The sequence below is a fragment of the Pseudomonas sp. RIT409 genome (assembly GCF_003052515.2).
In the GTDB taxonomy this organism is placed as follows: domain Bacteria; phylum Pseudomonadota; class Gammaproteobacteria; order Pseudomonadales; family Pseudomonadaceae; genus Aquipseudomonas.
The window spans coordinates 92,790-105,051 of record NZ_QARE02000020.1; the positions used below are offsets into that span (position 1 = coordinate 92,790).

The window sequence follows — 12,262 nt, forward strand, 5'->3', positions numbered from 1 at the left end:
ATGATGCGTAAAGGGTGGCTGGTGTGGTCGTTGTTGTTCGCAAGCGCGTCGTGGGCACAAGACCTGCGGGTGCTGACATGGGAGGAGATGATCCCGCCCGATGCGCCCCCTGTGAAACTGATCACGGCACCGATACACGACCTCTCGAAAATGGCCGACACCCTTTCGGTGGAGTCCGCCCCTGCCGCCCATCAACTCGCGCCAGACGCGCCGGTAGTCAAGGCCCTCGACGGGCAGACGGTCCGCCTGCCCGGCTACATCGTGCCGCTGGAAGTCAGCGAAGAAGGCCGGGTGACGGACTTCCTGCTGGTCCCTTATTTCGGGGCCTGCATCCACGTGCCGCCACCACCGCCCAACCAGATTGTCCACGTCACCAGCGAACTGGGCGTCAAGGTCGACGAGCTGTACCAGCCCTATTGGATCGAAGGCCCCATGCAGGTCAAGTCCACCCGCACTGACCTGGCCGATGCGGGGTACCAAATGGAAGCGGACAAGATTTTGGTCTATGAGCTTCCAGATCAGTAATCGAAGGGCTTATGCCGCGAATGGAGGTGCTCCTGAAGGCGTCCACCCGATGGGATGGCGCTTGAAGACGATAGAAATGGCTGCATCCCCCCCTCGAGTGAGTTTCATCGCAGTCGAATTAAATGACCTTCCATTGAGCTGAATCAAAAAGCCCGCGCCACCCGCTCCGTACCATTAAGGCATCCCTTTCAAACGCCCTTACGGAGCCTTCCATGAACAAATACCTGCTTGGCGCGTCGTGCCTTGCGCTCGCCCTCGGCATTCCCGTTGTCGCCGAAGCCCACCAGGCTGGAGACATCATTGTGCGTGCCGGAGCCGCGACGACCGCTCCGAACGAGGACAGCGGCAACCTCAAGCTCGACGGCGCCAAGGCACCCGGTACCAAAGCCACGCTGGACAGCGACACCCAATTGGGCCTGACCTTCGCCTACATGCTGACTGACCACGTTGGCGTCGAGCTGCTGGCCGCGACGCCCTTTCAGCACACCGTCGGGGTAAAGGGCCTCGGCCCGGGCCTGGATGGCAAGTTGGCGGACGTCAAGCAATTGCCGCCGACGCTGTCCTTGCAGTACTACCCGCTGGACGCCAACTCCAGGCTCCAGCCGTATGCGGGCGTTGGGGTCAACTACACCTGGTTTTATGACGAGAACCTGAGCAGCAACCGTAAAGCCCAGGGGATGAACAACCTGAGCCTGAAAAACTCCTGGGGTTGGGCCGGTCAAGTGGGCATGGATTACATGCTGACCGACAAGATCATGATCAACGCCGCCGTCTGGTATGTCGATATCGACACCCAGGCCACTCTGGACGGCCCATCCGCCTTGGGCGTCGGCCGCACCAAGGTCAGTGTGGACGTGGACCCGTGGGTCTACATGGTCGGTTTCGGCTACAAGTTCTAAACGCTCTTGCCCCCAGCCAGACTGCCTGGGGAGCGTCAGAAAAGGCTCCGCTCACCGGAGCCTTTTTGCGTTTATGGGCTCAGCGCCCCAACAGGCGGGCCAACCCGGCGTTCAGCGGGGTCGGCTCTGGGACCTTGAAGCGCGCGAGCAAGCGGCGGTTGTCGGCTCGCGAATGTTTGATGTCGCCCGACCGCGCGGGCAGATAGGTCACCGGCGGAAGATCGCCCACGACTTGGCCGAACGCAGCCAGCAACTCATTCAACGAAGTGGTGGCATTGAGACCCACATTGACCGCCCCTTCTTCGATGCCCGGCATTTCCAGCCCTTGCACCACGATGTCGACGAGGTCTTCGACGTAGAAAAAGTCCCGAGTCTGTTCGCCATCGCCGAACACCGAAATCGGCAGCCCCTTCTCGGCCCGCTCGGCGAAGATGCTAATCACGCCAGAGTATGGCGAGGAAGGATCCTGCCGGGGCCCGAAAATATTGAAGAAGCGGAAGATCACCGGTTCCAGCGCGTGCTGACGCCGGTAGAAATCCAGATAGTGCTCGCTGGCCAGTTTGTCCGCAGCGTAAGGCGTCAGCGGGGCTTTGGGGGTGTCTTCGGTAATCGCCTCACCTTCGCCATTGTTGCCGTAGACGGCAGCGCTGGAAGCGAAAACGACACGCTGGATCCCGGCCAGGCGCATGGCCTCACAGACATTCAACGTGCCGACGAAATTGCTCTGGTGCGTTCTTACCGGGTCATCCACGGACGCCTGAACCGATGCCACCGCCGCCAGATGCGCCACCGCCCGACAACCTTTGGCAGCGTGCGCGACCAATGCGGCATCGGCAACGTCGCCCTCGATCAATTCGACCCGCGGGTTGTCCAGTGGCAGGTTGCTGCGTTTACCGGCAGACAGGTCATCCAGCACGCGCACCGCGTACCCCTTGGCCAACAAGGCGTCCACCAGATGCGAGCCGATGAAACCGGCGCCGCCGGTGATGAGAACAGGTGCGTCAGACATGACGGTAATAGCGGTCCAATAAGCTGGGCAAACCGGCACGCCATGCGCGGGGCTTGATACCAAAGGTGTGAAGGATTTTCTTGCAGGTGAGCACCGCGTTCTGCGGCTCTTCGGCAGCATCAGGGCTCGCGGCATGGGCTTGAGCGGTGGGTGCTTCGATTGCCAGCTCACGCATCAGTCGCGCTTCGGTCAGCACGGCCTGACCCAACGCCAGCGGCGTGGTGGCTTCGTGACCGGCGTAATGGTAGGTGCCCCACAAAGGCGCTGCGCAGTCGAGCTGTTTGAGCACCGAGATGATCACACGAGCCGCGTCATCGACGGGCGTCGGGTTGCCGCGGCGGTCGTCAGCGAGCAACAACTCGCCCGCCGTCTCGGCCCGGGTCAGGAAGCGACCGAGCACGCCATCGGCGCTGTCGTCCAGCAGCCAGCCGAAACGCACCAGCACATGCTGAGGGCACGCTGCGCGAACGCTCTGTTCGATACGCCACAATGCCTGGCCCCTGACGCCGAGCGGCATGGGTTCGTCTTTTTCACTGTAAGCCGTCGCCCGCGAGCCATCGAACACGCGATAGCTCGACGGCTGGACAAGAATGATATTGTGATGCTGGCACAGCTCGGCCAGACGCTCGACAGCACGCTCCTGGCCCTCCAGGCGTTCAGCACTCACGCTCTGCGACTGAAACCAGTCGTAGTAGTAGGCCAGGTTGATCAAGGCATCCGGGCGGGTGTCATCGAGCAGTTGCGTCAGGCTTGCCGCATCCCATCCGTCTTGCGGTGGACGCGGTGCGAGGAAGCCAATGTCCTCCTCGGCACCCAGACGAATCAACGCCTGCCCAAGGGCATTCCCACCGCCCAACAGCATAAGGCGCATTCGCATAGAGTCAGCAGGCTCGGTCTTGGATTCAATTGAAAAAGAAGTGAAAAACGGTCGCAAACATAACACGTACCAGGGACAAGCCCCAAGAGGTGCACGGGCTGCAATGCAATGGCGCCCCTTCTGTGCAGGCATTTGCCCATCGCTTGCCGTCCACGGCGAGAGGGGTGCAAGCGCCGATCGCCGGGCCTTGCATCTGCGGCCCGGCGCCCGCATAAAGCTCTCATGAATTTTCTCAAGTCCCCGGACCCGGTGCTTGACGCTTTTCACCCGGCGGTCAGCGACTGGTTCACGCACACCTTTGCCGCCGTCACCACGGCGCAGGCCCAGGCGTGGCCGCTGATCAAGCAGCGCCAATCCACCTTGATCGCAGCCCCTACGGGCTCGGGCAAAACCCTGACGGCGTTCCTTGCGGTAATCGACGATTTGGTTCACCAAGGCCTGGCCATGGGCGGGCAATTGCCTGACCAGACCTTCGTCGTGTATGTCTCCCCCCTCAAGGCGCTGTCAAACGACATCCAGATCAACCTTCAGCACCCGCTGGCCGGCATCACGGAGCAGCTCGAAAAGCAGGGCCTGCCGGGATTGCGGATCAGCACTGCCGTGCGCACCGGCGACACCCCGCAGAAAGAGCGCAACGCCATGCGCAAGTCCGCGCCACACATTCTGGTGACCACCCCCGAATCGCTTTACGTGCTGCTGGGTTCTGAATCGGGGCGACGCATGCTGTCGGGTACCCAAACAGTCATCGTCGATGAGATCCACGCGATCGCCGCCAGCAAACGCGGCAGCCACTTGGCACTCAGCCTGGAGCGTCTGCAGGCGCTGTGCGCCGAACCCTTGCTGCGGATCGGACTTTCAGCCACGCAAAAACCCATCGAGCGGGTGTCGCGCTTTCTGGTGGGGGCCGACCCGGTCAGCAGGCCCTGCGCCATTGTCGACATCGGCCATGCTCGCCCTCGCGATCTGGCCATTGAAGTCCCTCCCGTCCCGCTGAGCGCCGTGATGGCCAACGACGTCTGGCAACTGGTGTATGACCGTCTGGCCGAACTGACGCGCGAGCACCGGACCACGCTGATTTTCGTCAACACGCGGCGGCTGGCCGAACGCATGGCACGCCATCTGAGTGAGCGCTTGGGCAAGGAAGCCGTGGCGGCCCACCACGGCAGCCTGGCCAAGGAGCAGCGCCTGGACGCCGAGCAACGGCTCAAGCGCGGTGAATTGCAGGTCCTGATCGCCACGGCTTCACTGGAACTGGGGATCGATATCGGCGATGTCGACCTGGTGTGCCAGATCAGTTCCCCACGTTCCATCGCCGCCTTTCTACAACGCGTCGGACGTTCGGGCCACCATGTCGGCGGAACCCCCAAGGGGCGACTGTTTGCCATCTCTCGCGACGACCTGATCGAGTGCGCGGCCCTGCTGGACTGCGTACGCCGGGGCGAACTTGACACGCTGTCGATTCCGAAGGCTCCGCTGGATGTGCTGGCCCAGCAAATCATCGCCGAGGTCAGCTGCCAGGAGTGGGAAGAGCAGGCGCTGCTGGCGATGTTTCGCAAAGCGTTCCCCTACGCAGAAGTAGACGAAGGCCACTACCAAGCGCTGCTGGCCATGCTCGCCGAAGGCTACAGTGGCCGTCAGGGCGTGCGGGCCGCCTACCTGCACCGTGACGCCGTCACTCGCACGCTGCGGGGGCGCCGAGGCAGCAAGCTCACGGCAGTGACCAGCGGCGGGACGATTCCGGACAATGCCGACTACAGCGTGATCCTTGAGCCACAGGCTTTGAACATCGGCACGGTCAATGAAGATTTCGCAGTGGAAAGCATCGCTGGAGACATCTTCCAGTTGGGCAACACGTCGTACCGGATCTTGCGTGTCGAATCGGGCCGCGTACGGGTCGAAGACGCCCAAGGCGCACCGCCGAACATTCCATTCTGGCTCGGAGAAGCGCCTGGGCGCAGCGATGAACTCTCATTTGCCGTGGCGCGCTTGCAGGCGGCGATCGATCATCGACTCGGCGAGAGTTCCGGCCAGCCCGGCCCCTGCGTCGAATGGCTGATGAGCACCTTGGGCCTGGGCAACGACAGCGCCGAGCAATTGGTGGAGTACCTGGCGCGGGCGTACAACGTTCTGGGCGCGCTGCCCTCCCAGGACACGCTGGTCATGGAGCGCTTTTTCGACGAATCCGGCGGCACTCAACTGGTGATTCATACCCCATTCGGCAGCCGCATCAACCGCGCCTGGGGCCTGGCGCTGCGCAAACGCTTTTGTCGCACCTTCAACTTCGAACTCCAGGCGGCGGCCAGCGAAGACACCATCGTACTGTCGCTGTCTACCACCCACAGTTTTCCGCTGGACGAGGTCTGGCGTTACTTGCATTCCAACACTGCCGAGCACACGCTGACCCAGGCAGTGCTCGATGCACCGTTGTTCGGCGTGCGCTGGCGCTGGAATGCCGGTGTGGCGTTGGCCTTGCCGCGTTACGCAGGCGGGCGCAAGGTCGCACCGCAATTGCAACGGATGAAAAGCGAAGACCTGATCGCGACGGTCTTTCCCGACCAGATCGCCTGCCTGGAAAACCTGGTGGGCGAGCGTGAAGTCCCTGACCATCCCCTTGTCGAGCAGACCCTTGACGATTGCCTTCACGAAGCGATGGACGCCGAAGGCTGGCTGACGGTGTTGCGGCGCATGGAAACGGGTGAGGTCCGGCTGATCAGCCGTGACCTGCCGGCCCCTTCCCCGCTCGCCGCCGAGATCCTGAATGCCAAACCTTACACGTTCCTCGACGACGCACCGTTGGAGGAACGGCGCACCCAAGCCGTCCTCAGCAGACGCTGGAGCGACCCGGAATCGGCCGACGACTTGGGCGCGCTGGACGATGAAGCCATACGTGCTGTGGCCGAGGAAGCCTGGCCACAGCCGCAGGGCGCTGATGAGATGCACGAAGCCTTGATGAGCCTGGGCTGTATCAGTGGCACCGAGGCCCGAGATCAAACCGGCTGGATGTCGTGGCTGGAAAGCCTTGCTCGTTCGGGCCACGCGACCCGGTTGCAGGTGACGCCCGATCAGGCCGTGTGGATTGCCTTGGAGCGCCTGGCATGTGTGCAGGCGGTCTATCCCTGCGCGGAAATGCATCCCCCACTGGCCGCACTGCCTGGCTTCGATGAAACGTGGAACGAAGACGAAGCCAGGGTCGAACTGGTGCGTGCACGGCTCAGCGGGTTTGGTCCTCTGACGGTCCGCGCCATTGCCGAACCTTTGGCGTTATCGACCAGCGACATTGTTCAGGTGCTGACCCGTCTGGAAAGCGAAGGCTACGTCTTGCGAGGTCGCTTCAGCCCCGGTGCCGACGAAGAGCAATGGTGCGAGCGGCATCTGCTGTCCCGTATCCATCGCTACACCGTCAAGCGGCTGCGCCGGGAAATCGAACCGGTGTCGCTGCAAGACCTCGTGCGTTTCCTTTTCGACTGGCAGCATGTGTCGCGCGCGGCGCAAAGTCAGGGCAAAGCCGCGCTGCCAGAAGTGGTCGGCCAATTGGAAGGGTTTTCCGCGGCCGCCAGCGCATGGGACAGCGACATTCTCCCCGCGCGTCTGAAGGACTACTCCGCCCATTGGCTGGATGAACTGTGCCGCTCCGGCAAGGTGGTATGGATGCGTCTCACCAGCCGCAACAAGGTGAGCAGCGCCGCACTGAAAAGCACGCCCATTGTCCTGCTGCCCCGCCCACAGGTGCGACTGTGGAGCGCTCTTACCGAGCAACCGGCTCCCACCGAGTTGTCCCTGCGGGCACAGCGGGTGCATGAGGTGCTGTCGACTCAGGGCGCCATGTTCTTCGATGAACTCAGTGCCGAGGCGCACTTGCTGCGTACCGAATTGGAGAACGCTTTACAGGAGCTGGTGGGCGCAGGCCTGGTCAACGCTGACAGCTTCGCCGGCTTGCGCGCGCTCATTGCGCCCGCCAGCCGACGTACAGTGCCGTCCCATCGGCGCAATCGAGGGGCATTCATCGGCGGGATGGACGATGCAGGGCGTTGGGCATTGTTGCGGCGCGCGCCCGGTGGTCCGTCTCCGAAACCGGATAGCGATACCCTTGAACACATTGCCATGACGCTGCTGCGACGCTACGGCGTGGTGTTTTGGCGCCTGCTGGAACGCGAAGCGGACTGGCTGCCAAGCTGGCGCGAGCTGCTGCGTACCTTCCATCGCCTGGAGGCTCGTGGCGTGATTCGGGGCGGCCGATTCGTCGCCGGGCTCGCGGGGGAGCAGTTCGCGTTGCCCGAAGCGATTCCGGTGTTGCGAGAAGTGCGCAAACGGCCCTTGGACGGCAGCCTGATCGGTGTGAGTGGCGTCGATCCGCTCAACTTGGCGGGCACGCTGCTGCCCGGCGTCAAGGTCCCCGCGGTGGTCGGAAATCGATTGGTGTACTGCGACGGCGTACCCATTGCCGCCGTGATCGCCGGCAAGCCCCAATATTGGGGCGAGCTAGACGCCGAATTGATGCTGCAGGTGCGGGAACGGCTTTTCAGATGACCTCCACAACGCCTGAGTGATCGCCCCCCGGTTCGGCATCTTCCGGGGAGCGCATTGCCTCTAAGAGGCCATTCACACGAAGGGCGATCAGATGGGGCTTTCCGAACCATCCTTGTTAACCACCGTGGCTTTGCCGGGCACAGGTGCTTGGACGCTCCCCTCTTCCTGTGGGGGCTGAGGATTGTGCGGGCTCATCACGAGCTGTGGATAGGTCTGCGCGAAGCGGACGTCAGGCGCCTTGTCCACCAGACGCTTGAGTCGATCGTTGAAGGCACGGCTCACTGCATATTGCCCGCCCGATGAAGTCCGGAACTGGGCCGTGATCACGATACCGTTCATGTCCATGCGGTCCAGACCGAACACCTCCAATGGCCCCTGAAGTTTGCTCGACAGCAGGAAGTCATCGCTGATCGCCTGCCCGGCCTCACGGATGAGCGAGGTGGCCGAATCGATGTCCGAGTCGTACGTGAACTGGAACGAGAAGAAGGCATAGGCAAATTGTCGGGATTGGTTGGTCACTGCCTTGATTTGGCCAAAGGGCACCGAATGAACGAACCCTTTGCCGTCGCGCAACCGCAGCGTGCGGATGGTCAGGCTTTCCACAGTGCCGGCGTGCCCCGAATCCAGCACCACCCAGTCGCCGATGGAAATCGTGTCTTCAATGATGATGAACAGCCCGGTAATCACATCTTGCACCAATTGCTGCGAGCCGAAACCGATGGCCAGACCGACCACCCCTGCACCCGCCAGCAGAGGGGCAACGTTGATGCCGAGGTTGGCCATTGTGGTGATGGTGCAGATCACCACCAAAATGATTTTTATGGCATTGCGCAGCAGCGGCAGGATGGTCTTGACTCGGGTGCTGGGCTGACGCGCGGAACGGCCATTGGTGGGCGGCTTGAGCGCCTCCTGAATGGCCGTGTCCATGACGACCCACAGCAGCCAGGTCACCAGGAGGATCAGGCCGATACTGCTCAGTGAGTCACTGATGACCTTGCCCAAGGCGTTGCGCTGAGCAAACTCGAACAGCGAAAACCCCCAGATCCGTCCCAACAGCTCGATGAAGCCGATGGCCAGTCCGATTCGCAGTACCGCATGCAGCAAACTGAGCAGCCGCTCCTTATAGACACGCCCTGTGCGGGCTTCCACCGGCTTGAACATGTGCTGGAAAAGCGTGCTGAGAAACACCGTCCCGATCAGCAGAATCGTAGTGAGGATCGCGCAGCGCAAAGCTTCCTGGCTGTCTTCTCCAGCGCCAATCAGACTTACCGCAGAGACCAGAATCATCAGCAAGATAGGCAAATGCCACAGGCTCGAAAATATCTTCAGCGTTTGTTGCAATGCCGGCTGAGAAAGCCGGGCGCTCAACGGCCGGTTTCTGATCAGGTGCGCGACGGGGCGACGCATCCGAATCACTACGATGCAGAACATGATCGAGGCCATCAGCCCGGTAAATGCCGCAACACTGGTGGTGACATTGCCGCCAATCTGCCGAGAAATCTGCGGGCTGGTCAGTGCGTCGCTCAGGGCCGCAAAGAACCCGACAATGAATAGCGGGTGCGGCGCGTAGCCTCGAATGACCCGAACCGCCGGACGCTTGTGCCCAGCGTTGAACAGCATGATGACCGACATCAGCACCGACGTTGAAAAGATACCGCTGCTGGTGGAGTAGGCCAGGCACAGCGCCAGCGCGCGCCCGATCGACACTGGCATGAAGTGACTCACATACAGCGTGAGCGGAAGGCAAATCAGTGCCGGGATCATGTACGGCAACACGTAACTCAATACGCCGTTGACCCGCTCACGCCTTTGAAGAAACCGATGCCGAGCCAAACGGCTGGCGGCAAACCTGCCGATCCAGTTCAGCAGGAGAAACGCCCCAATCCAGACCGTCGACAAGATGAGGAAATCCCCCACCATTGCCCAACGTGAACGGGAGGAAGGCTTGTTGACCAGCACGCCCAATTCGTCGGCCGCACGATCGGCCCGCAATCGCCAGGAATCCAGCAGATGCTTGTCCAAATCAAGCTTGTCCTGGACGCTGTCAATGCTCGAACTGAGCGCCCCCAGCAGGCCGCCTTCGACCAGAATCTCCGGTTTTTCGGGCTCGGCCGGGGCATCTGCGGGCGCGCTCGATTGGGCCGTGGCTGCAGCGGGCGGATCTGCCGCCTGCACATTGAAGCTGCCGAAACCGAAGACGAGGAACAGAAACAGAACGGATTTGAAAAGATTCGACAAAACGCAGGTCACTCCCTGTCAGTCATGAGGACGGCAAAATCAAAGCCCTCAGGAACTGATCGAAATTTACCCTGCAAGTTCGGCGGTTTGAGCAAGCTTCATCTGCCGACTTCGGCCAACGATCTTGCAAAGCAGGAAATTTTCAAAAGCCGCTTGACCAAGGAGAACGATCGTTCTACCTTTAATTTCATGAACGCACCCCTGACTGATACACGCGAAAGAATTCTCGCGACGGCGGAACAACTCATTTATCGAAACGGGATTCATGCCACTGGCATGGACCTGCTGGTAAAGACATCCGGCGTGGCCAGAAAAAGTATTTACCGCTACTTCGCAACCAAGGATGAAGTCGCCGCCGCCGCGCTTAATGCCCGCGATGTGCGCTGGATGAACTGGTTCAGGACAGAATCCGATAAGGCCGACACCCCGCAAGGCCGCATCCTCAATATGTTTACGGTGCTCAAAGGCTGGTTCGAATCGGAAGGCTTCCACGGCTGCGCATTCATCAACACCGCGGGGGAAGTGGGCGATCCAAACGACCCAATCCGGCTGATCGCCAAGTTGCACAAGCAGAAACTGCTCGACTACACCCAGGAACTGACCGAGGAACTGAACATCGCGCAACCGGCAGTGCTGGCCAAACAGCTGCTGGTGCTCATGGAGGGCGCGATCACAACCGCCCGCGTCATGGGTGATTACGACGCCGCAAATAGCGCAAGGGATGTTGCGCAGTTATTACTGAAACAGGCCACTCCGCCATAGGGCCTGAGCTCCAAGAACGCTCCAATGACCGCTGTATCCAATTTCCCCTGGAGGCTCTGCCATGTCCAACGCTCAGACTCGCCCGCCACTTCCCCCTTTCACTCGTGAATCGGCCATCGAAAAAGTTCGACTTGCCGAAGACGGCTGGAACAGCCGTGATCCGGAAAAAGTATCGCTGGCCTATACCCTCGACACTCAATGGCGTAACCGCGCCGAGTTCGCCACCAACCGCGAGGAAGCGAAGGCCTTTCTGACGCGTAAATGGAAAAAGGAACTCGACTACCGCCTGATCAAAGAACTCTGGGCATTCACCGACAACCGCATTGCGGTGCGCTACGCCTACGAATGGCACGACGACTCCGGAAACTGGTTCCGCTCTTACGGCAACGAGAACTGGGAGTTCAACGAAGACGGCTTGATGCACCGCCGCTTCGCTTGCATCAACGACATGCCCATCAAGGAATCGGAGCGCAAATTCCATTGGCCACTGGGGCGACGTCCTGACACTCATCCTGGCCTGTCAGAACTAGGGCTGTAACGCCTGCCGCAAGGTTCGAGCACGGCACTTCGGTATGGGTGCCCCATTAAAAAGCCCCCGTGCAGCTAGGCTGTGCGGGGGCTTTTTTGATGCGTCAGCGCCGGTAGGACGGTTCCTCAGAACGGAATGTCATCATCGAAACTGTCGAAATCAGGTGCAGGCTGAGGCGCTTGCTGTGGGGCCGGGCGCGACTCACGCTGCGGCTGTGGTGCCGATTGCGGGCGCGATTGCTGCGGACGAGGTGCGGAATTCTGATAGCCACCGCCACCCTGGCCCTGCTGCGCATCACCTTGAGGACGGCCGCCCAGCAGCTGCATGGTGCCCTGCATGTCGACAATGATCTCGGTGGTGTAGCGCTTAATGCCGTCTTTTTCCCACTCACGCGTCTGCAATTTACCTTCGATGTAGACTTGGGAGCCTTTGCGCAGGTACTCACCCGCGATTTCGGCGACCTTGCCGAACATCGAGACGCGATGCCATTCGGTCCGTTCGACTTTCTGGCCCGTCTGTTTGTCGGTCCATTGCTCGCTGGTCGCCAGACTCAGATTCGTCACGGCATTTCCGTTAGGCAGATAGCGAACTTCAGGATCCTGGCCGCATGTACCGACCAATATGACTTTGTTAACCCCACGGGCCATAACGTTCTCCTAGGCTTCACACGTTTCCGACGCTGGATTGACCACTTCGTCGAAAGACGCCCGATCCAACTGTTCTTTGTCAAATTTGATATAAATGGCGCCTTCGTCGACCACCACCACTGCATCTGTTACCCCACGCACCGCCAGTACACGATCGGCAAGCCCTGTATCGCGTTGAGCCTCGGGCGACAACGGCAGGCGAAGGCTGGTGACATAGGGGGGTTCACGCATGGTAACAGCAAATGCCAG

9 protein-coding genes and 1 pseudogene are annotated in these 12,262 nt (G+C 61.0%); 5 read left to right on the plus strand and 5 right to left on the minus strand.

Going from position 1 to position 12,262, the window contains the following annotated elements; translation table 11 throughout:
• Window positions 1-3 precede the first annotated feature (3 nt).
• Together DBP26_RS21770 and DBP26_RS21775 are read left to right on the plus strand one after the other, a co-directional pair.
• Window positions 4-525: a DUF3299 domain-containing protein gene (locus DBP26_RS21770; protein WP_177411112.1), complete on the plus strand. Its 522-nt coding sequence runs from the start codon at window positions 4-6 to the stop codon at window positions 523-525.
• 212 nt (window positions 526-737) lie between these two features.
• Window positions 738-1,424 carry an OmpW family outer membrane protein gene (locus tag DBP26_RS21775; RefSeq protein ID WP_108239513.1) on the plus strand — a complete coding sequence of 229 codons (687 nt, stop codon included), beginning with the start codon at window positions 738-740 and terminating at the stop codon, window positions 1,422-1,424.
• Between the two features lie 79 nt (window positions 1,425-1,503).
• Here the strand turns inward: DBP26_RS21775 and DBP26_RS21780 are convergent, their stop codons facing one another.
• Entirely contained in the window at window positions 1,504-2,433 is a 930-nt protein-coding gene (locus tag DBP26_RS21780) for an NAD-dependent epimerase/dehydratase family protein (protein ID WP_108239512.1), read from the minus strand.
• Complete coding sequence (locus DBP26_RS21785) at window positions 2,426-3,310, minus strand: sugar nucleotide-binding protein (protein WP_108239511.1); 885 nt, start codon at window positions 3,308-3,310, stop codon at window positions 2,426-2,428. Before DBP26_RS21785 ends, DBP26_RS21780 begins: the two co-directional genes overlap by 8 nt.
• A gap of 222 nt (window positions 3,311-3,532) precedes the next feature.
• Between DBP26_RS21785 and DBP26_RS21790 the strand changes: the two genes are divergently transcribed.
• Window positions 3,533-7,837 (plus strand): DEAD/DEAH box helicase, encoded by a 4,305-nt coding sequence (locus DBP26_RS21790; protein WP_108239510.1) that lies wholly within the window; start codon window positions 3,533-3,535, stop codon window positions 7,835-7,837.
• 87 nt (window positions 7,838-7,924) lie between these two features.
• On the opposite strand, the gene DBP26_RS21795 is transcribed toward DBP26_RS21790, so the two are convergent.
• Window positions 7,925-10,075 (minus strand): mechanosensitive ion channel domain-containing protein, encoded by a 2,151-nt coding sequence (locus tag DBP26_RS21795; RefSeq protein WP_108239597.1) that lies wholly within the window; start codon window positions 10,073-10,075, stop codon window positions 7,925-7,927.
• Between the two features lie 189 nt (window positions 10,076-10,264).
• On the opposite strand from DBP26_RS21795, the gene DBP26_RS21800 reads away from it, so the two are divergent.
• Together DBP26_RS21800 and DBP26_RS21805 are read left to right on the plus strand one after the other, a co-directional pair.
• Entirely contained in the window at window positions 10,265-10,837 is a 573-nt protein-coding gene (locus DBP26_RS21800) for a TetR family transcriptional regulator (RefSeq protein ID WP_108239596.1), read from the plus strand.
• A gap of 61 nt (window positions 10,838-10,898) precedes the next feature.
• Window positions 10,899-11,375 carry a nuclear transport factor 2 family protein gene (locus DBP26_RS21805; RefSeq protein WP_108239509.1) on the plus strand — a complete coding sequence of 159 codons (477 nt, stop codon included), beginning with the start codon at window positions 10,899-10,901 and terminating at the stop codon, window positions 11,373-11,375.
• A gap of 116 nt (window positions 11,376-11,491) precedes the next feature.
• On the opposite strand, the gene DBP26_RS21810 is transcribed toward DBP26_RS21805, so the two are convergent.
• Together DBP26_RS21810 and DBP26_RS21815 are read right to left on the minus strand one after the other, a co-directional pair.
• The gene (locus DBP26_RS21810; protein WP_108239508.1) at window positions 11,492-12,013 is read right to left on the minus strand and encodes a single-stranded DNA-binding protein; all 522 of its coding nucleotides are present in this window, start codon (window positions 12,011-12,013) and stop codon (window positions 11,492-11,494) included.
• A gap of 9 nt (window positions 12,014-12,022) precedes the next feature.
• A pseudogene (locus tag DBP26_RS21815) lies at window positions 12,023-12,262 on the minus strand (MFS transporter); the annotation flags it as partial.

What these genes read in the sequence shown, in the direction of transcription:
- DBP26_RS21785 (WP_108239511.1), bottom strand. Translation starts at nt 3,310, where the DNA reads ATGCGAATGCGCCTTATGCTGTTGGGCGGTGGGAATGCCCTTGGGCAG.
- DBP26_RS21805 (WP_108239509.1), top strand. Translation starts at nt 10,899, where the DNA reads ATGTCCAACGCTCAGACTCGCCCGCCACTTCCCCCTTTCACTCGTGAA.
- DBP26_RS21790 (WP_108239510.1), top strand. Translation starts at nt 3,533, where the DNA reads ATGAATTTTCTCAAGTCCCCGGACCCGGTGCTTGACGCTTTTCACCCG.
- DBP26_RS21775 (WP_108239513.1), top strand. Translation starts at nt 738, where the DNA reads ATGAACAAATACCTGCTTGGCGCGTCGTGCCTTGCGCTCGCCCTCGGC.
- DBP26_RS21780 (WP_108239512.1), bottom strand. Translation starts at nt 2,433, where the DNA reads ATGTCTGACGCACCTGTTCTCATCACCGGCGGCGCCGGTTTCATCGGC.
- DBP26_RS21770 (WP_177411112.1), top strand. Translation starts at nt 4, where the DNA reads ATGCGTAAAGGGTGGCTGGTGTGGTCGTTGTTGTTCGCAAGCGCGTCG.
- DBP26_RS21810 (WP_108239508.1), bottom strand. Translation starts at nt 12,013, where the DNA reads ATGGCCCGTGGGGTTAACAAAGTCATATTGGTCGGTACATGCGGCCAG.
- DBP26_RS21800 (WP_108239596.1), top strand. Translation starts at nt 10,265, where the DNA reads ATGAACGCACCCCTGACTGATACACGCGAAAGAATTCTCGCGACGGCG.